20 protein-coding genes are annotated in these 23,928 nt (G+C 32.2%); 6 read left to right on the top strand and 14 right to left on the bottom strand.

Annotated features, from left to right (window positions below):
• Positions 1-67: 67 nt before the first annotated feature.
• From G9F70_RS10385 to G9F70_RS10370, 4 genes are read right to left on the bottom strand one after another with little or no spacing between them, the layout of a single operon-like run.
• On the bottom strand, positions 68-2,020 hold the full coding sequence (locus G9F70_RS10385) for a DNA polymerase (RefSeq protein WP_164947139.1): 1,953 nt from the start codon (positions 2,018-2,020) through the stop codon (positions 68-70).
• Between the two features lie 12 nt (positions 2,021-2,032).
• Positions 2,033-2,554 (bottom strand): DUF2815 family protein, encoded by a 522-nt coding sequence (locus tag G9F70_RS10380; RefSeq protein WP_164947138.1) that lies wholly within the window; start codon positions 2,552-2,554, stop codon positions 2,033-2,035.
• Positions 2,555-2,568: 14 nt separating this feature from the next.
• Positions 2,569-2,937: an rRNA biogenesis protein rrp5 gene (locus tag G9F70_RS10375; protein WP_164947137.1), complete on the bottom strand. Its 369-nt coding sequence runs from the start codon at positions 2,935-2,937 to the stop codon at positions 2,569-2,571.
• A 12-nt stretch (positions 2,938-2,949) separates the two neighbouring features.
• Positions 2,950-3,165, bottom strand: coding sequence for a helix-turn-helix transcriptional regulator (locus G9F70_RS10370; protein WP_164947136.1), 216 nt, complete (start codon positions 3,163-3,165; stop codon positions 2,950-2,952).
• A gap of 174 nt (positions 3,166-3,339) precedes the next feature.
• Between G9F70_RS10370 and G9F70_RS10365 the strand changes: the two genes are divergently transcribed.
• Both G9F70_RS10365 and G9F70_RS10360 read left to right on the top strand, forming a co-directional pair.
• Positions 3,340-3,747, top strand: coding sequence for a helix-turn-helix domain-containing protein (locus G9F70_RS10365; RefSeq protein WP_164947135.1), 408 nt, complete (start codon positions 3,340-3,342; stop codon positions 3,745-3,747).
• A 33-nt stretch (positions 3,748-3,780) separates the two neighbouring features.
• Positions 3,781-4,293 carry an ImmA/IrrE family metallo-endopeptidase gene (locus tag G9F70_RS10360; RefSeq protein ID WP_164947134.1) on the top strand — a complete coding sequence of 171 codons (513 nt, stop codon included), beginning with the start codon at positions 3,781-3,783 and terminating at the stop codon, positions 4,291-4,293.
• A 658-nt stretch (positions 4,294-4,951) separates the two neighbouring features.
• Here G9F70_RS10360 and G9F70_RS10355 read toward each other — a convergent pair.
• The 7 genes from G9F70_RS10355 to G9F70_RS10325 form a co-directional block, all read right to left on the bottom strand.
• A complete protein-coding gene (locus tag G9F70_RS10355) occupies positions 4,952-5,314 on the bottom strand; it encodes a hypothetical protein (RefSeq protein ID WP_164947133.1) in 363 nt (120 codons plus the stop codon).
• 12 nt (positions 5,315-5,326) lie between these two features.
• The gene (locus G9F70_RS10350; RefSeq protein ID WP_164947132.1) at positions 5,327-6,757 is read right to left on the bottom strand and encodes a hypothetical protein; all 1,431 of its coding nucleotides are present in this window, start codon (positions 6,755-6,757) and stop codon (positions 5,327-5,329) included.
• 1,199 nt (positions 6,758-7,956) lie between these two features.
• On the bottom strand, positions 7,957-8,592 hold the full coding sequence (locus G9F70_RS10345) for an HNH endonuclease signature motif containing protein (protein ID WP_224617506.1): 636 nt from the start codon (positions 8,590-8,592) through the stop codon (positions 7,957-7,959).
• 66 nt (positions 8,593-8,658) lie between these two features.
• Positions 8,659-9,906 carry a group II intron reverse transcriptase/maturase gene (gene ltrA / locus G9F70_RS10340; protein WP_164947131.1) on the bottom strand — a complete coding sequence of 416 codons (1,248 nt, stop codon included), beginning with the start codon at positions 9,904-9,906 and terminating at the stop codon, positions 8,659-8,661.
• Between the two features lie 722 nt (positions 9,907-10,628).
• Positions 10,629-11,261, bottom strand: a complete 633-nt coding sequence (locus tag G9F70_RS10335; protein ID WP_224617505.1) for a reverse transcriptase domain-containing protein — start codon at positions 11,259-11,261, stop codon at positions 10,629-10,631.
• Between the two features lie 805 nt (positions 11,262-12,066).
• Positions 12,067-13,590 (bottom strand): TerB N-terminal domain-containing protein, encoded by a 1,524-nt coding sequence (locus G9F70_RS10330; RefSeq protein ID WP_164947130.1) that lies wholly within the window; start codon positions 13,588-13,590, stop codon positions 12,067-12,069.
• 262 nt (positions 13,591-13,852) lie between these two features.
• A complete protein-coding gene (locus G9F70_RS10325) occupies positions 13,853-14,749 on the bottom strand; it encodes a hypothetical protein (protein WP_164947129.1) in 897 nt (298 codons plus the stop codon).
• A 1,082-nt stretch (positions 14,750-15,831) separates the two neighbouring features.
• Between G9F70_RS10325 and G9F70_RS10320 the strand changes: the two genes are divergently transcribed.
• A complete protein-coding gene (locus G9F70_RS10320; protein WP_164947128.1) occupies positions 15,832-16,143 on the top strand; it encodes a nucleoside triphosphate pyrophosphohydrolase in 312 nt (103 codons plus the stop codon).
• Between the two features lie 47 nt (positions 16,144-16,190).
• Here the strand turns inward: G9F70_RS10320 and G9F70_RS10315 are convergent, their stop codons facing one another.
• The gene (locus G9F70_RS10315; RefSeq protein ID WP_164947127.1) at positions 16,191-16,982 is read right to left on the bottom strand and encodes a hypothetical protein; all 792 of its coding nucleotides are present in this window, start codon (positions 16,980-16,982) and stop codon (positions 16,191-16,193) included.
• 1,010 nt (positions 16,983-17,992) lie between these two features.
• On the opposite strand from G9F70_RS10315, the gene G9F70_RS10310 reads away from it, so the two are divergent.
• The 3 genes from G9F70_RS10310 to G9F70_RS10300 all read left to right on the top strand — a co-directional run bounded on the left by G9F70_RS10310 (position 17,993) and on the right by G9F70_RS10300 (position 21,491).
• Positions 17,993-18,853, top strand: a complete 861-nt coding sequence (locus G9F70_RS10310) for a tyrosine-type recombinase/integrase (RefSeq protein ID WP_164947126.1) — start codon at positions 17,993-17,995, stop codon at positions 18,851-18,853.
• Between the two features lie 497 nt (positions 18,854-19,350).
• Positions 19,351-20,652, top strand: coding sequence for a hypothetical protein (locus tag G9F70_RS10305; RefSeq protein WP_164947125.1), 1,302 nt, complete (start codon positions 19,351-19,353; stop codon positions 20,650-20,652).
• An 11-nt stretch (positions 20,653-20,663) separates the two neighbouring features.
• Entirely contained in the window at positions 20,664-21,491 is an 828-nt protein-coding gene (locus G9F70_RS10300; RefSeq protein WP_164947124.1) for a hypothetical protein, read from the top strand.
• A gap of 69 nt (positions 21,492-21,560) precedes the next feature.
• On the opposite strand, the gene istB is transcribed toward G9F70_RS10300, so the two are convergent.
• Entirely contained in the window at positions 21,561-22,304 is a 744-nt protein-coding gene (istB, locus tag G9F70_RS10295) for an IS21-like element helper ATPase IstB (RefSeq protein WP_164948088.1), read from the bottom strand.
• 3 nt (positions 22,305-22,307) lie between these two features.
• A complete protein-coding gene (gene istA / locus G9F70_RS10290) occupies positions 22,308-23,855 on the bottom strand; it encodes an IS21 family transposase (protein WP_224617433.1) in 1,548 nt (515 codons plus the stop codon).
• Between the last annotated feature and the right edge of the window lie 73 nt (positions 23,856-23,928).

The following is a 23,928-nucleotide window of genomic DNA, read 5'->3' as shown; positions in this document are numbered from 1 at the left end:
AAAGATATTCCCCTCCGACATTACACATAAAATTATTAGGTGCAGTTAATCATCACGTACCGTGCTGTTAATCTTTCTTATAATAATCAGTTTCAAAACCAGCTGCTTCTAGTTGAAGGTCAGGAGCCCAATCAATAGCTTGTCCCATAATTTCATTCACGTCCTGCAAAGATCCAAAACCCTTTGGTACATCTAAAATAACCTCATCATGGACATGAAATACTATTTTATAGCCTGCCTTGTCAATCCTAATCATTGCCTCTGCTAAGCAGTCTCTTGCAATTGCTTGTACTATGTTTTCAGTAAGTTTCCCACCAAAGGTACTAATCCTTCCCCACTGCTTTGTTACTTGCTCTATTCCCTCATAAGTAAGCTTTGCTTTGTTAAACCTAGCATCTGTTTCAATTCTAGGGCTAACATAAGCGAGACTTCTACCTGAGGGAAGTTTAATAAATAGCACACGTTTTGTACAAGAAAATTCAAGTCCGCACCGCATTTTAACTATCTTATTTTCAGCTACTGAAACTATTGCTGCATTTTCAATTTCTCTCCAAAGCGCTACAATCCTTGGATTAGTTTTTCTCCAGGCTGTAACAATACCTCGAAGTTCTTCTTCCTTAAGTCCCATCTTTATTGCGCCCATATTAGTTAAGGCACCAACACTTCCCCCAAAACAACAAGCCAGGGTTGCTATTTTACCTTTCTGCCTTAATTCATACTGAGGACTGCCTTTTACTATATTAGCAATTGGCACCCCAAACATCTTACTTGCAGTCATTTCATATATCTTCCCATGACTTTTAAAGGTATCAATAACCCACTTTTCACCTGCAAGATAAGCTATAACCCTAGCTTCAATAGCACTAAAGTCTGATACAATAAATCTAGAATTCACTGATGGAATAAAAGCTGTCCTTATAAGTTGTGATAACACCTCTGGTACACTATCAAAAAGCATTTCTAGCATTTCATAATCTCCCGCTTTTATAAGTCCCCGGGCAAAGCTTAAGTTATCCATACTATTTCTAGGAAGATTATGAATTTGAACAAGTCTTCCTGCCCAGCGCCCCGTTCTGTTTGCACCGTAAAACTGCATAAGTCCTCGCAACCTATGGTCCCCGCATATTGCTCTTTCCATAGCTTCATATTTCTTAACAGAGGTTTTAGATAATTCTTGCCTAAGCTCAAGTACTCTTTTGACAGTAGCATCTTCTACTTCTTCTAGTAATTCCTTCACCTTTTCTTTAGATAAACTTTCAACCTTTAGCCCTTTACCTTGAAGCCAAATTTTTAATTGAGCTGGACTGTTTGGATTTTGAAGCTCCGTTAAATTTGCAGCCTCCACTGTAATCTTCTTTTCATAAGCTTCATCACAATTTATAGCATTATGGACTAATACTTTATCTACCCTAACTCCACCATCATTTATTTTTTGGTCTAGTTCCCAAAGCTCCCGCTCTTTATCTGTCAATGGAAACTGTTCAAGTCGCCCCCTTATAGCTCTTTCAACCTCAACATCTTGTTTGCAATATGTTTTAAATATCTCCCATTTAGCGGCATCTGACTCTGTTAAATTATAAGGTCTTCTCCCAGGATCAATACTACCTTTGCAAGGCATAGAAAAATATCTAATAAGAGCTTTTCCCTCTCTCATTTTCTGCTGCTGCAAATTTAAGCACTTTGAAACTCCCTCTAAAGTTAACGGAAGTCCTAAACTTAAGGAATAAGCAGCACTACATCTCCACTGAGTCGGAATCATAGGTTTATTTAAGTATTTAGCAAGACAGGTTCTCTCAAAGGAGGCATTAAAAGCAGTTTTTATAACTCGTGGACTTGTTAAATCCTCTATAATATTTTGTGGTAATTTCTCTCCAGAAGCTAGGTCTATAAGCTTTACTTCCTCATCATCATAAGCATAGGCAAATAATAATATTTCAAAATCCTTCGCCTGGGTATATGCATAAACTCCACATTTTGTAATATCAATACTGGAATAGGTCTCTATATCAATAGCAAGCAAATAATCAGCTCCTTAATTTAAAAAGTCCTCGTCCTGCGTAGCAAAATCTTCTTCTGCGCTACTACGATTACCCAGCATTTCTCCTTCTTCCAGCTTTTGAAGGTTTTGTAGTCCACAGGCTATGCCTTTATTTTCCTCTGAACTATACACATAAAATACAATGCTGGCTCTTCCATAACACCCACTATAAAATTCACTTTGATCTACTATAGCTCGCAGACTTTTGTTAACTATTCCAGGCTTTATATTGCTATTTGCGTTAATAAAATAGCTGCCTGCATAGGCCTTGTCATCAAATCTATCTACATCCCCATCACGAAGCGGGGTTTTAAAATTATAAGGTATGCCCGCCCCAAACTTTGATAGGCCCTCCTTTTTAGCAAGAGCAATTGCTGCATTTACTTTTCTTAGTGTTTCCACATCTGTTTTGGAAATTATGATACAAACGGAATATTTAGGCTCACTACCATTAATACTCTTTGGTTCCCACACATTTGCATAACTAAATCTCACTTTCCCAGTAATTATTTTCATGAATACACCCTCCTCTAATTAATAGAATTTGCTTCACTCAAAAGTTCACCATACTTTTCTTTTGGAATCTCTGTGAGCTTTGTAGCACCAAATCTTTTTATAAGTGCTTTAACTTGTTCTTGCTTACCATTTTTTGAAAGCCTTGCAAGGGTTCCTCTAACTTCCTGTAGAGTTACTTCTTTAACTTCTGGTTGTGATGTTTCTACCTTATCATTTGGTGCTAGTACTTCTTGATTTTTCATAGGTCGCTCATCCTTAAGCTCTATTGCTTTTGGATTTACATTAAAAATAGGAAATGCATTGTGAAGAACTGCAGCAAGAGTTAACAGAGAGTTTGTTATCTCCTCTGAAGCTTTTATATTAATATCAATGTTAATATGCATGATCTTCCTCCTTTATTGTAAATTTTGTTCACTATTAGAACAAAAAAATAACTGATCCACTGTAATTCCAAATAAATCTGCAATTCTTTTAGCAAGGCTAAATCCTGGCATTCTTCTGTTATTTTCAATCATATTCACATAGTCCTTACAAATTCCAAGCTGACTTGCAAGCTTTACTTGAGACATACCTTTAAGTTCTCGCTGCCTAACAAACACCATATTTTTCATAATTTTTGACTCCCTCTCTATAGATTTATTGTATATATTTACTATATATGTTAATTATATCGAATGAATTGTTCAATGTAAATCGAACAAAAAGTTTTTTTAATAATGTTTTCGACATATTGACACAAATGGAACAATTTGCTATGATAAAATTAGAAAATGGAGGCGAATCTTATGTTATTTGGCGATAGAATTAAACAACTTAGAGACAGTGCAGGTTTGACCCAAGCTGAACTTGGTAAGTTAATTGGAGTTTCCGATAGAGTTTTAGGATACTATGAAGCCAATGAAAGATTCCCTAGAAAACAGGAAGTCATTGCAAAATTTGCGGAAGTATTCAAGGTTTCTATTGACTATCTTCTTGGCAGCGATGGTTCGTTTTTGCAAGATTCTGGTGAAAAATATGGTGCTATAGGTCACATGCAAGCACAGGGAGTACTAAAGAGTGTAGAAACACTGTTCGCTGGCGGTGAACTCATAGAGGATGATAAAGATGAAGTTTTTAGAATAATTTCAGAACTTTATTTTGATGCAAAAAAGAAAAATAAGGAGAAATACGGTAGGAAGAAAAAAGACAAATAACTTTTCTACTAAACACCTGTGGGGAGTGTGCGAATGAATTGTTCAATGATTTCTAAATGTGCTAATAATCTAGTAAAAACTTATGAAACGAATAACCCTTTTAAAATAGCTGAATATCTTGGAATTGATTTGAAATATGAAAAGCTCCACCATTTAAAAGGGTTTTATACTTATATACTAAGAAATAGATATATTGTTATTAATAATAGTATAGATGAGATAAGCGCTAGTACCATTTGTGCTCATGAGATTGGTCATGACCGTTTTCATAGAGGGCTTGGCATTAATATGTATCAGGATGAAACCTGTATATCCTTAAAACCATCTACAATTGAAATACAAGCAAACTACTTTGCTGCAGAGTTTCTTATGCGCGATGACAAATTTTTAGAGCTAGTAACGCAGAACTTTACTTATTCTCAAATAGCTTGTACTCTAGGTGTTCATACAGATCTTGCAATTATAAAAGCACAGCTACTAAATAAAAAGGGTCATAATTTAAATGTACCTTATGTACCAGGGGCTAATTTTTTGGGGAAAATATAAAGAAAAATAAGACCTAGATTGAAAAAAGCCCCCCTTTCTTCTAATTTGTAAGAAGCAAAGGGGGTATTTTTAATGTTCTCTACTGCATTATAATTTACTGTTTTTCCCAAGTCACAGTTACCCTAGTGGAATGCCTGCAGCCCACTTGCTACTTTAAAATCTCAGTAACCTGCCCACTTAAATCTCTGGTATTATTAAAAGATATTTAACCCTAGAGAGTGAGGCTCTTATGTATTGAAAATTCTTTCTATCTCATCAATAATTTGATCAATATTATATAGAGCATGCGAAGGTCTCCGACCCCGAGGAAGCCCGCATATTCTCACTTATCGAATATACGAATATTGCTTTCTACTCTGTGAACAGTATCAGCCTTCCCGATAGGTATTTCGAGGCTCACTCCCTTCAACTTTACGCTTTACGCCTACTATCTAACTGTCTACGCTTAACATCATAAGTTACCCTATGATGTCCAAGACTCGCTATGAGTGGTTTGTTAGACCTTTGTCAGCGAGGTTCCCGCCCGCTATATGATACGCCCTTATCTTGGCGCTCTCACAGTTACCTTAGGAGGGGTGTGAAGCCGACCCACTTGCTATGAATATCCTCATTAAAACAGCATTATGCTTTAATTCTTATATCTTATCGAGTAACTTTACTACTTTGTAACAAGTGCTTTGAAGACTATATTAGCAATTATTCCAGCACCTACACCAGTTGACATAGTATAAAATAAATTGGTAGCATATTTTTGAATTTTATCGATTATATCTTTTTTACTATTTTTTTTCGAAGTTTCATATATCTCCATTATGTTTGCAAGAAAGTGGTACTCTTCACTGTTTTTATTTTGCTTATAATTAATTTTACTTAATAAAGTTTCAAGTTCTTTACGTAACTCTTCGAGGTTAATATCTTCATTAAAAATCATTCCATTTTTTAGTTCAAACTTATTACCGTTTGAAGTAGCATTTTCACCAAATGCTCCTATTTGGCAGTTTTCTGCCTTATAATCTTTCATTTGTAATCCTCCCTATTTTGTAAAAGTATTATTATTTGAAGAAGCTTTTTCACCAAATGCTCCTATTTGACTATTATTAGCAATGTAAATATTATTAATTGTTTTCTTGTTATCTATAATTTGTTTTACTTTAATATTAGTTTCAGAAATACTCTGTTTAAAGCTTGTATTTTCCAATTGAGCAGTTAAATATTCAATAACCTCATAAATTTCTTTATGTGATAGTCCTTTTAATAAAATATGATTTTTGTTGATGCTTCCTATTTGCCACAAAAAAATTGATGGAAACTCTTTTACATTCATCTCTATGTTGGTATATTTCTCCATCCAAAACTTGCAATGGTAATCACTTTTTATATCTTGATCCGTAAAATAAAAATCAATAGTATTTCCAGTTCCAGCATGGATATCAGGCCAGAAAACTCTTAGAAATTCTGATAAATTATCATTCTTTCTAAATAAAAAAACTCCATGGTATTTACAAGAAATATACCTATCTAAACTAAAATTATTTCCATATTTTTTTCTGAATTTATCTGTAAATCTACTAAAAAGTGTTTTATTATCTCTAATTTCTCTTATAAAATTATAAATTTTCTTCTTGCTAGCGTAGGGGAATTGACTTACATATTCTTCAGCCAGTCCTTCAAGGATTTCTTTAGGCACTTCCTTAAAAATATTTATACTTTTTTTCTCAAGGTAATTAACAAAATCCAGTAGATTATACTCTTCAATATATGTAATATATTGAAGAGGTATATGTCTTTCTATACCTCTTTCAATTCTTAGCTGTATATTATCATCAACTATTCCATTTTTAATTTTCTCAATTAGTTGGTATTTCCTATAATCAAAACTAAGTTCATCTAAATTAGTTGGTTCGAAATAATAACTTCCTTTTTTATTTTTATAAATCCACTCTAAAAATATATCAAAGTCATAACTAAATAAATTATGCATATACTCTCTAAATAAATATAATAGATCTTCACTAAATAACTTTATGCCCTCGTTAAACCACTCCAAAAGCCCATTTCGGTTTTTATATGATATGCAAGCAATTTGCTTTAACTTATTATCTATTTGTTTTGCTGTGCGAATATTAGCATAGTTGCAAAAGTAGTGTAATAAAGGGTATAAGTACACTTTTCTTTCTATAGAATTAGAGTCTATAAACTCTAGACTTCTCGTATTCTTGCAGAAATCTTTAAAAACAAATATTAAATCGCTCGTTTCATAAATTTGGGTATCAAATCTAATTAAATAATCCTGAAATAGTTTAAAAAACAACCTTAAATTCCACTTTTGAGCATTTTCTTTTAGATAAATTTCCACTAATTCATTAATCTCATTTTCGTTGAAATTATTCAAATTACTAAAGCTATGGCGATTTATTACCCATTGTGCAAATGAAATTGAACTATAATCATTTATTTTTATCATTTAGTACCTCCTTGAATCTTTTTCCACTATACAACTAATACGATTTGTACTATAAAGCTTAATTACCTTCCTTAAATATAATTCTAAGTCAGTTTGCAATGTATTCTCACTTTACTAACCCGAACCAATTATATTGTATAGTACTATACTGATTATTTAGAAACAAATCATTAGCTTCATCTTATATGAGCAGGAAGCTAATAAGTATGGCTATTATCTACATCCCTATTCAGATAATGTCACAAATTTTTAAAATGTGCATTAAAGACCGCACATTTTTCTAGTTTTATTTAATCCAACAAATTGAAATTTGTTTTTCCATTTATCTTAATATTTCGTTCACAGATATCATGTAAATTTCCTTTGACCATTATTTGATATTCCTTTTTATTATTGGGAACCATTGGATATGGATACTTTTTTATGAATGCCCTCCTATTTTTCTAGCTTTTACTATATATTCACCAATCTCAGGATCTTCGAATCCAACCTTATTAGCCCAATATACTGACGGAGCTATAAATGTATATACTAGTTGAAAACTCCCCCACTTTATAATTGAATTATTCCCCCACCTAATTTGCAATTGATAATTTTAGTGTGGGTTGGCGAAGCGTACCATTTACATTGAGAGTGCATGTGGTAGCCTATACCTATTGCTAAGGCATTGTTTACAATGCCTTGCTTAATGGCATATAACAATATGCACAGAGGCTCAATGTCAATGGCAACCCACATTAGTTATCAATTGATATAAGGGTGGGGGAATTTTTCGATTATAATATGAGGGAGTTTTCAGTTAAAAAATACACTATCAGAATCCCTATACTTTTTCCATTTAGTTTTCTTTTGTCATAATCATCATTATGTACTATCAGCCGCCTCACCTATTTCATCATTAAGAAAGCAATGCCTTATATCAACTTTCAACATATTTTCCTCCCCCTACAAATTACTATTTATTTTATGCTTGAAAGATTTGCAAATGATGCAATTCCCTATATATTATGCTTATCTTTATTATTTAACCGGCTATCTAAACTGTCGGCTAAGTCGGAGGAATTACTCCCTCCTTCTCGCCTAAGAACTGTACGTGTCACTTTCGCGACATACAGCTCAAGCTCTCATTTATCCTATTGTCTTTATAATATTTCTGCAAGCCTTAGTTGTCTTATGATTTTGTATCCCTTTTGTTTTTGCTATTTTGTTGGAAGTTCACCTTTTAACAGAAATATTTTATAATATTGTTTGTTACAATATCTATGTACCAATTGTAAATTGTTATATTTCCTTGTTCCGCCGTGTATCACTGGCACCTTTTCTTGTACTTCCAACCTTTCTGTAAAATCTGTAATACTCTTATTGCATATAGGGCATTTATAATTCTGTATTTTAGCCATTTTCTGTTTGCTTTTAACACAGTTTCTATTAAATTCCTTTTCATCCCTACTATTGAAATATCCTTTAAGGCTACTATCATATGGAGTTGCTCTAAATTCAATGAGCCTATGCCTGACTATTGGTATCCATGACATTTTTGTGAGTTGCTTATTCTTTTTAGGGTCAGTCAGTATCGATTTGTTTTTGCTTTGTCCCGCTATATCTGGTTTGTAGTATCTATTTATTATCCAGGTCTTACTCTTCTTTGATGGTTTTATCAGCAGTTTTTCACCTTGACACGTTTGATACATTCTAACATTAAGGCCCAGAAAATTAAAACCTTCATCTATCGTTACCACTCTTGTTTTTTCTTTAGATAACTCCAGACCTCTTTTATCTAAATATGGTTTTAATAATTCATAGACATCCTCTGCATCTTTTGGGGTATTGCACATTACCACAAAGTAAGTAAACCAAGGGCACTTCCCCCTTAGTTTCTCTCAGAACCGTACGTGAACCCCTCAGCTCATACGGCCCCCATTATTCAGCTGTTGGTAATATTCCCATTTTCCACTATCTCTTTCCGCAATACTTCCTAACCAATACTCTGCCCTCCGTCTGTGTTTTCGCTTCTTATACTTTCGACGAACCCACTTTACTAAGGCATTATTGATATATCTTAATACTGCATACATTTCAGATTTATAGAAATGTGTATAATAGTTAATCCACCCCTGTATCTTTTTGTTAAACATCTTCGATATATCCCATAAGTCTTTATCTACCTTTAGTTGCAATTTCCACCGTCTTACTTCTTTACGAATTGATTCCTTTGCCTTACCGGCTACCGCTGGTAAGAAACTTGTAAAATATTTGCCGTATTTATTCTTAGCACCTCTAGGTTTAAATGTGTATCTTAGAAAATCAAATGATATATTAGGATAATTTCCTTTTCTATCATCATCTTTGCAGTATACAATTTTTGTTTTCTCAAGGTTTAGTTGCAATCCGTATTCTTCAAATCTCTCCTGAAATCTTCTTTGTAGATATTTTGCCTGTTTCAAAGATACACAGTGTGTTACTGCATCATCTGCATATCTTGCCCAAGGAATCGTTTTAAATTCTTTTGTTATAAAGTCATCGAATACATAGTGCAGAAACAGATTCGCAAGTACCGAACTAATGACACCCCCTTGCGGGGTACCGGAACTCCTTGGAACTAATTCTCCATTTTCCATTTGAAATGGTGCAGTCAACCACCTTTGAATATATAGAATAATCCATTCTTCATTTGTATGTTTCCTTACCATTTTCATTAGAATGTCATGTCTGATATTATCGAATAGTCCCTTTATATCGAATTCGAGAACCCAATCTTTTCTCCAACACCTTTTCCTTGTGATTTCAAGTGCTTGTATTGGAGATTTATTAGGTCTATATCCGTAAGAATCCTCATAAAACATCGGCTCAACTTCTGGTTCAAAATATAGTTTAACTACCGTCTGAGCAATTCTATCTTCAATAGTAGGTATTCCTAGTAATCTAGTTCCTCCACTTTTCTTTGGAATTGCAACAGCTCTTACAGGCTTAGGAATGTAACTTCCTGACGACATTCTATTCCAAATTTTGTATAAATTGTTTTTCAAATTCTTTTCAAAATCTTCGATTGACTGTTCATCAACTCCATACGTTCCTTTGTTTGCTTTAACTTTCTCATAAGCTGTAACTACAGCTCTTTTAGAAATATTAAACGGCTTTGTTTCTGTCATAAGTTCCTCCTCCTTTTCAAAGTTGACTTATTTCTGAAACTGAATAACTCGAAGTCCTTCGCTCCACTTCCATTGCAGAAGTTTCTTCACTACTACGACTCAATCTGCCCCTATGCTTGCATCGATACTCTTTTCTCACAGTTCTTCTGCTTGAAATACTCTCTTAACATCAAGCCGTAGGTTCCCACGTTCCATACAAATGCCTGTACTAAATTCATGCCACCTGTATGCCGTCCACCGCCTAATCAGTAAACAGGTTTCCTCTAGGCTCATCCCAAGTTAACGACAACCCCCTGGTTTTGATGGAATCTCTACGCTTTCGACATTTTCGTAAGTGGTTCACATGCTCATTCATCTCTTTAGTACACACTTGACAGATTTACCTCTGCCTTTTCCTTAACGCTCAATACCATAACTTTTGATTACAGCACCTTAAGGTAGTTTGAAATCTCTACCTGCATGGCGATTTCGGAGGGCCCTCCTCCATCATCTGTATAGTATAGCTATATTAAGCCACTCTTACGAGTTGCTTAATACGATTTCGTGGCGCACCATCATCTGCATATCTTGCCCACGGAATTGTTTTGAATTGTTTTGTCATAAAGTCGTCAAATACATAGTGTAGAAACAGATTCGCAAGTACCGAACTAATGACACCCCCCTGTTGAGTTCCATCTTTATTGACCTCACATTCACCCACAATACCTGCTTTAAGCATAGCTTTAATGATTTGGCGTATTTCGTATATCTTTAATACCCATGTGATATAAGCGTTTGAGTAATATGCCATGATTAATTTTATCAAAACATTTACTTATATCCCCTTCTACTACCCAATAATATCCTGTTTTATGAACTAAATCAGTCAATCGTTGCGTTGCCATTTGCGCATCTCTCATAGGTCTAAAACCATATGAGTGATTAAAAAATTGTGCTTCAAGAATTGGTTCAAGCACTATCCTTATACACTCTTGTACAATCCTATCTCTTATAGAAGGGATACCCAATGGTCGTTTTTCTGCTTTTCCTGGTTTATCAATATACTCACGTCTAATTTTCTGTGGAGCGAATCTTATAAACGCACTTTGAATATCTTCTATAACCCATTCATAGGGTTTTTCCAAGTAATCCTTTTGCATTGTCTTCGAATCAATCCCAGGTGTTTTACTACCTTTGTTGGATTTAATATTGTGTATAGCAGTAACTATTGTTATTTCTGATGCCATGATTTCAACTAGCCCTCTAATCGAGGGTCTTTTAGCTTCTAATTTCGCCAATTTTGAAGTATTATATAACTCATCTAGTATTTTTCGCAATCTTGTTTCAGATTTTAGGTAGTCAAATTTTTGTGCCACAATCACCGCCTCCTTTGGATTTGGTATTTATGGTTTTAGTCAGTTTTGCCTACGGCTTCCTTAACAGACTGGTCACATGTTTTACTGTACAAACTATGCCCCTTCGCTCTACCTCCATTACAGAAGCTTCATCACTACTACAGGCTGCTGCCCTACAATTTCACCAATCATTTCCTATTGGTTAGGACTGATATATCACCCATTACGCTATCTTACGTATCCTATTGCAGTTCCCTTGTTCCCATCGCTTTAGCTTTGCATAACAGTTTTAGCTCCACCCTTTAACCCAACTGCCACTTTCAATCAGTGTGATTTCTATATTGAAAGCCTTGGACCTTTACGGTTTTCAGTTGAATTCCACCGAAGTATATGTAATTCAACGACAGTACCCCACATGGGGCGAGTTTCTTCTCATTTTGAAACCCTAAAATTTACGAGCCGTACTTTTGGGTATTCGTCAGTCTTTAAGACATTCTAAGCATGACTGTTTTTTAGCTTCCAGCGTACTTATTATCATCACAGATAACATTTTCCACAACTTCACCGAGCTTCGCACATCAAACATTATATTGTTTGGGCACGTCGGAGTATTAGAAATTTTGTAACCCCTCACACGGGGTCAGGCAGGTACTTCCCCTACCGATTCAAATGACGAGTTCTACTTGCTTTTATCTTTCACTAGTAGTCCGATTTTATTATATATTTCTATATATATTGTTCGGAAACAAGGCGCACACTTCTCATTTTAGACATACCATGTCCAATTTTATGGATAATGTGAATTTATCGCCTACAATTCCATCTTTCATTTCACTTTACTTCGCAACTTATTTTTTCTTGTTTCAAATTCCGTCACACTTGACTGCATCTGTAAACTTTTATAATAATTAATTGAAGTATCACAAATTTCAATTGCCTTTTGGAAATCCTTTTTCTTTTCAAATATTATAGCCAATCTCTTGAAAGCAGGAATATTGCCGTTAAATTTGGTAATCTCTGAAATTTGCTTGTCTGTTTCCTTTTTGCTATAGATATTCGCAAGTTGCTTTATTTGTTTTATTTCATTGTCATAATGTGATCTTTGCATTTGTCCCAACGAATTAATATCTATATAGCAACACTCTATGCATTTTTCTAAATATTTGTTATCTATATCTCGATACTCATAATAGAAATCTTGTAAACTAATCAAAGCAAAGTGTCTATGCAAAAAATCATTTTTTATTTTATCTAAATCTAATAAAAGCCCTCTTTCAGCCTTTTCATCAAAACTTAAAATCTCAACAACTTTTTCAGATTTCTTTTCTTTTGATTCTAATTCCCCACTTTTTCTCAGTTCAGCAATCTTTGTTTTTACTTGATTGTGAGTTGTTTCAATCAAATCATGCATTGCTTTTTTAAATTTAAAGTTCTCTATCAACATAGGAACTTCTATACTTTTATCAATAATTGACATATTTGCAAAAATAGCAACACTTTGTTTCCTTGCTTTTTTATTTTCAGTTTGTGTAATAAAATTTCTTATAAGTACACTATCAGATCTACATTTATTTTTTATATTTTCTAACAATATTTCTTCAAATATTTCAGGGTAGTTCTTTATGTAGTTTGTATTACTAAACTCAAACGATTTTGCCAATCTCATTATATCTTTTGAGGTTAATGGAATATCTAAATTATACTTGCAAAGTATAAACAAATTATCGGAAAATTGTAATTCGTAAGCGTTATTAAGTGACTGTATAAATTCAAATGCCAAATCAGATCTTTGTTTACACAAGCAAGTTAGTATTAACGCGTTAGCTGAGTACTGTTGAAATGATTTATTTGTATGAATACCACGAAGTTTCAGTATTATCCTAAATGCTTTTTCATAATTACCATTTAGCAAATGCCTTTCTAACCCATAGTAAAGAATGAACACAAATCCTATGTCAATCTTAGAATTATATGGATTGAACAAAAGTTTCCAATATACTCCCTTTTGCTGTGGTGTTAACTGTGAATAGGTTGGATAATATGATGGACGTTCTACATCTGTAATATTATCAAGCTGTGCCAAGGGTAATTTAGTATAAATTAAACTAGGTTCATCTTGTTGCATTGATGAAAAAGTGATTTTAACGCCTCCAAACTCATACACATCTTGTTTTTTATCACTTGTATAGTTCTTTCTTATACCATCTGCTACCCATATTAAATCTTCAAGATCTTGATGAATAAATAAACCGTCTGTTGTATTTTTTTCAATACCTTTATTTAGCACAGCTAATGAAGTGTTTTTATTATTGTTTCTTTTCTTTCCAAAAATCAAATCTAACAATCCCATGTTTTACCCTCTTCCTAATTTTAAAGTTAATCCGAACAAAATTCACAACTGGATTTGTATGCTTCGTGTTTAAGAATTGAATATTTGCCATTATATTAATAATTAGAAGCTAATTTATTTTTGTTTCTTATTTAACCGGATAATAACATGGTTTAATTAACCATATTTATTTCATTTTAGCCCGGGTCAATTAATATGACCACGACCGCTTATAAATTTTAATTTGTTCATATCAATAACTTAACAAAAAATCAGTGTTAAACTATGCCTCTATCATAATACCCACTCCATCAGTATCTATATAAATGTTTTTTTCACTATATTGTTTTGAGTCAAAATCATCAAACCCATTTTCTTTAAAATTCTTTATTCTGGTATCAAGTAATAATGATAATTTAGGTCCGCACATACAGCACATATAAGAAGTTAATTGCCTGCCATAATCTATATTGATTACATAATAATTCTTATTATTAATTTCTTTTTCCTGAATATCAAATAAATCTTTATTTATATACTGAAAAAGGCCAGAATAGTATTGCTTAGAAAGCTCTTTAATAAGATTAGTGTTATGCTCATATTTCTCGTTACTAGGATCATAATACTTCACTTCTACCTTTGAGAAAATATTATATGCAACTGATGCAATCGAAAACTTCACTGCTATAGGTCCTGTTTTAGATTGATATTTATGTTCTTTCATTTCATTCTCAGATACTGTTTTTTTTGAATATCCCTTTGCTTCAATAGAGAACGTTTGGTTCTTATTCACACACAATAAGTCAGGTCTTTCACCTTTAATTTTAAACCCGCCTTTTTTCATTGCAGCCTCATAATTAAATGTTATTTTTCCACCACTTATTTGTTTAGATAAATAATCTGCTACAGCTTTCCCAATTAAATTAGAGAAATGACTTTTTTCTGTTGGATCGTAAGCATAACCTTGTGGTGTGCTAAAATGATCCTCCTTAAATGCATCTGACTGTAGGTAATTTGAATAATTCAAAAACATTCCACTACAACGTTTTAGATTTGCAACTAATGGTAAATATCCTTGTCCAGCTATAGCCATATGCTTAATTAATGCTAAATAAGGTATATCCTTATTTATATTATTATTGATTCCAGTATTATCACGATATATTATTGATAATTGCATATTAACACCTCATTAATTTCATCTTATATTTTTTTATACTAGTATAGTAGCGCCATTTATCTAGTGAATCGACAAACCATTATTAAGTCTATTCATAAGTATAAATTTTTATTTTCGCCCAACTTCCAATTGTATACATAATTAGAAGTACCCTTTCAGCCTAATTTATTATAATACCCCCTTAACCTCTCCACACACCACTCCCTTATCCACTATTTTCTCTTTACGAAATACTAAAGCACAAAAAAACTACAGTCTTTTTTTCTTTTACATATTGTATATAAGTATCTACCAAGAGATTATTTCTCTTTAAGTACAGATAGCTTACTTTCTGAGTCTTGTGAATTATATTTTATTCCGCCAATTCTAACAGAAGATAAATCCACATTTGGTTTAACTCTTATACATTTAGTAGGCACTAACTCTCCACTTTCTACTGCTGTTTTTATATCCAGCTTGTGAACTGATCTAATATATCTTCAACATCGCTTCTCGCTGGAGTAGCCCAAAGTCGTAAGGTGTTAGAACGATTATGCCAAGTCTCTTCCTCTATTTCAATTACATTTTTCCACTCTTCTCATTGCTGCCACCCACGTGGCAAGTGGCATTTCTTATTCTTAACCATATCTATCTCACTTCAAGATTTTACATTTTTATTTTTAAAAATCCCAATAATCCCATACTATCACATTAACATTGCTAAATTAGGCGAATGCTGTCATATTGTAAATTAAAAAACACTAAAGCAATTCTTTTCCAAAAGCACTTTAATCTTAGCAATTGATAAAAAATATAACAGATAAACAGTAAATGCCTATCCGTTATAGTAAGTTCCCTTATGCTTAGATAATTTCTTCTTTAACATCCTCATATACAAATAATGCTATATCATATAAATCACTAAAGTCATTATAAATAATTTGAGATGCTTCTAATAAACTTCCTAGTAAATTCATAGGTGGGTATTATAATTCCAATTTCTTACCTACTAAAAATGGCTTTGCCCCTATTACATTATAAACAACACATTACCAACACCTATGCTATAATAAACCCATACTATAACCCAAAGGAGGCCCCATATGAAAACCTACAAAAAACTAGTCCGCGACAAAATCCCTGAAATCATCAAAGCTACTGGCAAAAACTTTGATATTCACTATGCTAAAAAAGAAGAACTCTTTCCCTTACTTGATAGCAAATTAAATGAAGAAGTATCCGAATACCTCGAAGATAAAAACCTAGAAGAACTTGCTGATGTTATGGAAGTTTTATTTGGTCTTGCAAATGCTCTTGGATATTCAGAGGAAGATTTAATTAACAAGAGAAATGCAAAAAAAGAAGAAAGAGGCGGCTTTGAAAAAGGCATAGTCCTTGAAAAAGTATACGAATAGACAAAACCCTCCATATCATTTCTCTATGGAGGGTTAATTCATCATATTTATTTTTCTAACTTCTCAAGTCTTTCTTTATAGAATCTTCTAGTCCTATAATCAATAACATCTTTAAACTGAGCTACAAATACGGCACTTTCACTAAGTTCACCTAAATCATCATTTAAACAAAAATATGATTTATCCCTATAAAAGAAAGCTTCTCCGGAATTTAAAAATGCCTTTATTGGATTTTCTGCAATTCTTAGATAATCCTTTTTATCAAAGCTCTTATAGTCTTTAGTTGCATCATGTCTCAAAAGATCCACTGCATTAGAAGGTTTAGTATAAAAATCCCTAAAGCTTTGGAAAATACATTCTTCATCTATTTTTAAATTTATCTTACCATTATTATAAAAAGCTAAAAGTAATGGCATTTTATAAGTCTTGGTCATTGAAGTTTTTTCAATATTATTTAAGAATCCATAAGCCTTCGTGTTTAAAAATGACTTCTCTTCTTCTAAAAGTTCATTTATTTTATTTAGAAATCCTAAATAATCATTAAAGATATTTAACTCTGCTCTGGATCTTATTACATTATAAAGATCGTCATCCATGTAAGTATACATTTGAAGCCTACTTGGTCTAGTTTTTAAGTCTTCTTTTATTCTATTAAACTCATCTACTACTAGATCAAATATGTTCTTTTGCTGCTCTACCATCTTCTTGGATATATCAATTATTTCAACGTCAAAATCTACTATGCAATCCTCTGGATATTCTTCTTCTATAGGTAATTTACCACCTTTAGCTTTCCTTTCAATATCTTTTAAATCCCCACTTAAAAAGAATGGAATCAAATGTGCCTTTTTATAATTACCTATAAAGTCTAGAATGTTTACATATTTCTTGTCCTTATATTTTCTTAAACCTCTTCCAAGCTGCTGTAGAAAAATAGTGGGGGAGTTACTGTAAGCAAACGTATTCTATATCCATATATAAATTTATATAAAGCTAGTCTATATAGTCTTTACAGTATAAAATTTAAATATTTTTGTATAAACGAAATAAACATATTTAAAGAGTGTGATTTTAATAATAATATATAATTATAAACGAAATGAATTCTCATAAAAAAATAACTACATATAAAAAAGGGATCAAAAATCTCTATGGTGAAAAATACCTAAAGTGCTATTAAGAATAAAGATATAGTTTATAGAAAAGTTATAGAATAAGAAGAAGGTTTAAAATAGTTCTTCTTTTTTTGTCGGGTAGATTTAGTAAAAATTCTCGTTATGAAAAACCATATACTATTAAAGGTGGTAGTATCAAGCACACAGGCTCATAGGAGTTGCCTAAAGATATATATAAAGATAAGGTTATTGGAACGTGGTAAGCTGATAACATGGAAGACTTACTTCTTTTGTAAATTTGCTTTACTAATATGACATAATCCCTTCTTTCCTTGCTAACACTTCTTTTGTATATTGGTTTTGACCTCTTGCCATATTAAACACATCCTTATCTTATTTATATTTTAATGTGTTCGGCTTTCCGTGTCTACAATATTATACTAACACCAAAATGACCAATAAAATTTTAAAATTTAATGTGAAATGCGTTGTTGACATCCTTTTAATGTTTGAGTTGGTTCAATAAAAATAAATGTTCTATTAGTTCTAAAAACTCTCGGATGTTCTGGGAGTTTTTAGTTTTAGATAATAATAAACGTTTAAAGGCATATCGTATTCTCTTGATTTTTAAATATATTCAAAATGATAGTTTACTAATAACTGTATACATAACTAATAATTTTGTATACAAGTTATGTATACAGTTGTATAATATTTATGAAAGAGGTGTTATTATGAATAATTTAGATGAATTTATAAATGAATTAATCAGGTTGGGTAAATCAGATAATACCATAGCAGCATATAAAACAGATATAGAGCAGTTTAAAGAGTGGTTATATGAAACCATAGGTACTAATACTGATAGCATTACACTGGTTGACATAAATCAATATGTGGAATATATGAATATAACTCAAAAGAGGGCAGTCAGTACAATTAATAGGAAAGTAAAATCAGTAGTTCAATTTACTAAATTCCTTAATAATACTAACGTATCCAATATTATAATTAATACCGGTGAGGTTAAACAAAAGCGTGTTGAAGATGTAGGGTTTAAGATTATAGAAAAACAAGATTTATATAAATTGAAGAGAACAATATACGCTAGTGAAAATAAGCGTGACATATTAATATATGAGTTACTTCTAAATACTGGAATCAGATCTAGTGAGTTGATACATATTGAAATAGATGATATACATTTGAATGTTATGAATGGCAAGCACGAGTATTCATATATTGATTTAAGAGTAAATAAATGCAATACGAATAGAGAAATACCATTAAACAGTGACGTAGTAAATGCTTTTATTGAATACATGAAGGTACGTCCTTTGAGCAATGATAGTAGGTTATTGCATGGACAAAGGGGTTTACTTACTAGAATTGCTATTAATAAATTGTTAGTGAATTATAGTAGCCAATGCAATATTAGACTGGTAACACCATATATGTTCAGACATACTGCAATAAATAATATGGTTGTGAATGGTATAGATATAAAGACAATAGCAGCAATAGCAGGTCACAGAAGTATAGATTCAACAAATAAATACTTTGTAAACTCTGAGGTGGAGGATAAACAAGAATAGTTTAATATAGATGGATCAAAAGGTGTGTAACATTTCGTCATAAACTTTTATTATTGTGCGCCAAGCATGGGCGCAATCCAAAGTGTGAAAGTCCATAGCATGGGTTAATAGTGCCAAGTGCCTAGCTTATGACAAGGTGTCCATAGTGGCGTGGAATCTGAAGGAAGTCGGCGTCAAAACTCTGGTCTGACGAACAGGAATTACATATAATGCATATGTCTATGAGTAAATTTGCAATATAAAACGAAACCCTAAACCATTCGAAACAGGCGGTGTAAATTTAGCAGATAGATGAAGTGTAGGATTGCGTTCTTACCTGGAGAGATCTTAGGTATATGTTATAGAAATGAATTTTGAAATAGTAATCTTTACAGTGATGTAAAGTTGAAATCTAAGAAGTCAGCACAGGTCATAGTAGCAGAAGGGTAATAAACATTCGGTGAAGGGACAAACGATAGGAGGTTTTAAAACTAATAAAATCATTGGAGGTATTACCTATGTTAAGCGATAAAGAGTTAATTTTGAATAATCCATTGTGTTATAAATATGTTCAAAGAGAACTTACATTTGTAAAAAACAAAAATGTTAAATGGTATAATTTTTTAATGTTAGAGAATCAAGAAACTTTAGAAATAGTAACATCTGAATTTACTGACTTCTTTTATCATAAAGATAGATTAAATAAGAGCATTAATACAAAGAAAAATAATTATGGTACTATTCTTCTTTTGTATTTAAATTATATTTTCTTTAATAGAGATAACCAACTTAAATCTATTGAAGATATAAGTTTAGATATTGGTAAAGAATTCTTAAACTTATACGTATATGGAGATATTGGTCGGAATATTATTAAATCCAATGATACGATAATGAAAGCAGAAAATAGTTTAACATCCTTTTATTACTGGTTGAATAATCAACCTAAGTATAAATTAAAAAATATAAGAAAAGACATGTTCGTTATTAAGACGGTAACTTATGTTAACAGGGGTTTAAATACTAATATTAGAATTGAGAAGAAATGTTTGGATAGTATTTTCACAGTAGAATATCCTGATAAAGTAGAAAAAGCAAAGTTAAAAAAGCCAAGTGAATTTTTAATTTTAACTTTAATTGAAGTAGCAAAACAATTTGACCCAATGTTAGCATTCCCTATTGCTTTGCAGGCTTTCGCTGGTATGAGGCGTGGGGAGGTATGCCAAATGGCTAGACAAAGAATTATAAACACTCAACCTTTTGGTAGGTCTATATGTTTCTGCATTGATTTACAGGAAGAATTAATGTTGAGAGATGATGGCGTAAGAACCGGAATGATTAAACGACCTAGAATCCAATTGGTTTATGAAGCCTTTCTACCTTACTTAGACAAGTTATTCAGAGACCATCTAGTTATTTTAAAACAACGAGGATATGATACAAATAAGTATGGAGCTATGATTATTGGTGACAATGGTAAATCTATGCAAACAAATAGGTATGCTGTAAGGTTTGACAATTTAATTCATCGCTTAATGAATAGAATTTTAGATATGGCTAATAAGGGAAATTACCAAGCTACTTTAGATAAAGATTTACTATTAAACTACAGAATGACGCCACACTCAAATAGATACTTTTTTACTCAATATGTTGCACAAAGAGAACCTACTCATACTCTTGCAATGTACAGAGGTGATTTAAATATGAATACAGCCTTAACCTATCTAAAGGATTCTGCTCATAAGGTCAAGTATATTCATAAATTGCAGGACAGTTTTGCAGATTCATATCATAACCTTACTGGGCTTACTTTATAGGAGGAGTGAACGTGTTTAAATTAAAAGAAAATGTAGTATCTCAGCCTTTATTGGATTCTGATTCTTTAGATGATTATTATAGTAATAGCTTTTCTTGCAAGTTACTAGGTACAAGCCCTACAAGTTCCACTCCATTAAATAGATACATTCCTAGTTATACTAGAACGATACACACATATTTCAAGAAAAAGGATGTAGAATTAATATTAACATGGAAAAATCAATTGGCACTAATTTCTGATTTATCATCTGTTTTAGGGTACACATCTAACAGACCAAGAATAAAAGCTTTAAAGTCATATGGTTTTGATGTTGTTTGTTCTAGTAACCATCCCTTTGGTGGTGAGGCATTATTTTACATAAAAGACTTAGAATCTATTAAGATGAAAATTGACAAATATGATGATATTAAATCAGGGAAAATTATCAAATTGACAATTGATAATGAAATTTATTACACTAGAAATTATGCATATAAATTACTTGGACTATATACCAAAATAAAATTAGAAGATTTTATTCCACATTATAATAAAGATAAAAATGTTCTATATAAAAAAGAAGATATAGAAAAAATGCTTGAGTGGAAGAAACAATTAGCTCCACTAAAAGAGTTACGTACTATTTTAAATGTTAAAAACAATTCTGATGTAAAAAATTTCTTAATAAGACACGGAATTAAACTTATTTACTGTAACGAGCATCCTTTCGGTACAGAAACTTTCTTTAATGTAAAATACTTGCAATCTATAAAGGATGAATATTATAAAGATCATCCCAATCTAAATGATAAGAGTGAGTATATTTCTTATAAAGAAACATTAAAAATACTCGTGTAAATGGCAAGTACTTTCCGTGAAATTTAGGAAAATAATTTCCTTGAATAATTTCCAGTTAATAATTCCCATTTAAATCAATAATTGTCTATGTTCCAATCTATAACTCTTGCCAGTAATGTTGAAAAGTTCACATTTATAAGTCAGTCTATCTAGTATTGCAGTGGTTAAAGCAGGGTCACCTAATAATTCATTCCAGTCTTCAAATCCTTTATTTGATGTGATAATTATGGATGTTTGCTCGTAGAGCTCTGATACAAGTTTAAAAAACAGATTGGCTTCATCACGTGTTATAGGGAGATACCCGACTTCGTCAATAATTACGAGTTCTGAGGAATGAATTTTATTTACTTTGCTCTTACTTTTCCTTGATATATCAGAGGTCTTCAGCGCGTACATTAGATGATCCATCGTAGTGTACGTAACTCTATATCCCATCTCAATAGCTTTGTATCCAAGAGCAAGACAAATGTGAGTTTTACCAACGCCTGGCGGCCCTAAAAAAATCAAATTAAAGATGTCATCTATCCAATCCATATCAAGAAGTCTATTGATTTTTTTCTTAGAGATTGATTTTTGAAAATCAAAGTCAAAATTATCCAAAGTCTTTATAGTTGGGAAACAGGCATTCTTTAAACGTATCTCTTGTGCCCTCTTTTCTTTAGTCTTTATTTCCCCTTCAAGCACTGTTTCCAAAAACTCTTGGTAAGAGCTATCCTTAAGCTCCGCATCCTTTATTAATGCCTCTACACACTCGCATAGATTGTAAAGCTTAAGTGTTTGTCCCTGCTGCTTTAAATCCTCTATTTTGCTCATTTTTTATCCCTCCATTGCCTGTTTGTATTCATTGGTATCTCTAACCTGTGTCTTAATATTTCTGTACTTTTCAGGTATAGGATTACTTTGAGGCTGTTTAACATGTTCAGAGGTAGTTTGTTTATCCTTCATAAATAATATTGTGTCATTAAAAAGAGTAGCGCTAAATAGATTTCTTTTAATACAGTAATCCAAAGAGTCCCTTATTATTGCTGCGGAAGTAGCTGCAACAGATTTTTTAATAACACTTAGTTGATCCCTCATATATCTAGGTTTTAGCTCTTTTATGCTATTTAAAAACTGTATTGAATCATCACCACTGCCAAGTAGAACTAAAACCTCTTTATACATATCTTCAAGCTTTGTATCCCTCTCTCTTTCTGGATGAGTTATCTTTATCAGCTTGCCTTTTTCTTTGCTTAATTTATGTTTTGTAATCAATATTTTTGTTTCTATATCAGTGATTATTACTAAATCACTATCTATTTCAAGCTTAACGCTTTTGCCTGGTGAGTAGGTCCCTTTAGGAACACCATACCTGTTTTGTTTGTACAAAATAGTATTGTCTTTCCTTACAACATAGGTTAAACTTGTATTAGATGTTAATTCATTAACCACATTAGGTATCGGAAGAAGATGTTCCTTTTCTAGAGCAAACACTTCTCTTGGTATCTTTTTTGTTGTTCCATGTATCTTTCCATTTCCTGTCCTTTCAAGCCATGATTGGCATTCTTCGTTAAATGTAGCGATGTCAGAAAATATTCTATGTTCAGCAAAGTTATATTTAACAAATTTAACCACGGCCTCAATTCGGCCCTTACTAGCTGGATCAAATCCTCTGCATAAGTATACTTTGAATTTCATTATGTCTATGTATTTTTGAAATTCTTCAGTAAATATGATATCACCATAATTTTCATTCACCGCTAGAATTCTGTCTTGGTCATACACAATTTCAATAGGCATACCTCCTAAGTGTTTAAAAGCCATATCATGAGCTTGTACAAAATCTATGCTTGTAAATGGCCTATCCATCCATAATGCAAATTTGTATCTAGAATGGGAAAGAACCATCGTGAAACAGTAAAGTTTAATTCTATTGCCCTTATCTGTCTTAAGCCATATTTGTCCAAAATCTACCTGTGCTTGATATCCCATTGGGAGATCAGCAACCGCTTCATACTGCCGTATATGCTTTATTTTTGGAATCTTATATTCAGTCCTTATGCAGCTTAAAAAGTTTCTAGCACTCCTATCAGTGCAATCCATACTTCCATACTTTTCTTCCAACCAGTCAAATATTTGCGAAGTACTCATATCTGGATAATCCCTCAACCACGATATAATTTCTTCCTCATATTGGTCTAGCTTTTTAACTCTACTTTTTCTCTTTTCCAGTAATTTAGCATATTCATCAGGTGTCATATTCCAATAATTTGATACCGTTTCAAAATCAATCAATAAGTTTCTTGATGTCTGAGATTTATTAAATCCTCTCTCCTTCATTTCTTTAATTTCACCAAACAATTTCCAGCCCTTCAATCTTTTCAATTCTCATCACCTCTTCAATTCTATTGTACAGAAAAGGTGTTTGTTTTTGTGGTTATTTGGAAATTATTCCGGG

The sequence above is a fragment of the Clostridium sp. FP1 genome (assembly GCF_011065975.2).
Taxonomy (GTDB): Bacteria; Bacillota; Clostridia; order Clostridiales; family Clostridiaceae; genus Clostridium_AD; species Clostridium_AD tagluense.
This window is presented reverse-complemented; position numbering and strand designations above follow the sequence as displayed.

What these genes read in the sequence shown, in the direction of transcription:
- G9F70_RS10320 (WP_164947128.1), top strand. Translation starts at nt 15,832, where the DNA reads ATGAAAACCTACAAAAAACTAGTCCGCGACAAAATCCCTGAAATCATC.
- G9F70_RS10380 (WP_164947138.1), bottom strand. Translation starts at nt 2,554, where the DNA reads ATGAAAATAATTACTGGGAAAGTGAGATTTAGTTATGCAAATGTGTGG.
- ltrA (WP_164947131.1), bottom strand. Translation starts at nt 9,906, where the DNA reads ATGACAGAAACAAAGCCGTTTAATATTTCTAAAAGAGCTGTAGTTACA.
- istB (WP_164948088.1), bottom strand. Translation starts at nt 22,304, where the DNA reads ATGAGCAAAATAGAGGATTTAAAGCAGCAGGGACAAACACTTAAGCTT.
- G9F70_RS10365 (WP_164947135.1), top strand. Translation starts at nt 3,340, where the DNA reads ATGTTATTTGGCGATAGAATTAAACAACTTAGAGACAGTGCAGGTTTG.
- G9F70_RS10360 (WP_164947134.1), top strand. Translation starts at nt 3,781, where the DNA reads ATGAATTGTTCAATGATTTCTAAATGTGCTAATAATCTAGTAAAAACT.
- G9F70_RS10355 (WP_164947133.1), bottom strand. Translation starts at nt 5,314, where the DNA reads ATGAAAGATTATAAGGCAGAAAACTGCCAAATAGGAGCATTTGGTGAA.
- G9F70_RS10350 (WP_164947132.1), bottom strand. Translation starts at nt 6,757, where the DNA reads ATGATAAAAATAAATGATTATAGTTCAATTTCATTTGCACAATGGGTA.
- G9F70_RS10375 (WP_164947137.1), bottom strand. Translation starts at nt 2,937, where the DNA reads ATGCATATTAACATTGATATTAATATAAAAGCTTCAGAGGAGATAACA.
- G9F70_RS10310 (WP_164947126.1), top strand. Translation starts at nt 17,993, where the DNA reads ATGAATAATTTAGATGAATTTATAAATGAATTAATCAGGTTGGGTAAA.
- G9F70_RS10330 (WP_164947130.1), bottom strand. Translation starts at nt 13,590, where the DNA reads ATGGGATTGTTAGATTTGATTTTTGGAAAGAAAAGAAACAATAATAAA.
- G9F70_RS10325 (WP_164947129.1), bottom strand. Translation starts at nt 14,749, where the DNA reads ATGCAATTATCAATAATATATCGTGATAATACTGGAATCAATAATAAT.
- G9F70_RS10345 (WP_224617506.1), bottom strand. Translation starts at nt 8,592, where the DNA reads ATGTGCAATACCCCAAAAGATGCAGAGGATGTCTATGAATTATTAAAA.
- G9F70_RS10305 (WP_164947125.1), top strand. Translation starts at nt 19,351, where the DNA reads ATGTTAAGCGATAAAGAGTTAATTTTGAATAATCCATTGTGTTATAAA.
- G9F70_RS10370 (WP_164947136.1), bottom strand. Translation starts at nt 3,165, where the DNA reads ATGAAAAATATGGTGTTTGTTAGGCAGCGAGAACTTAAAGGTATGTCT.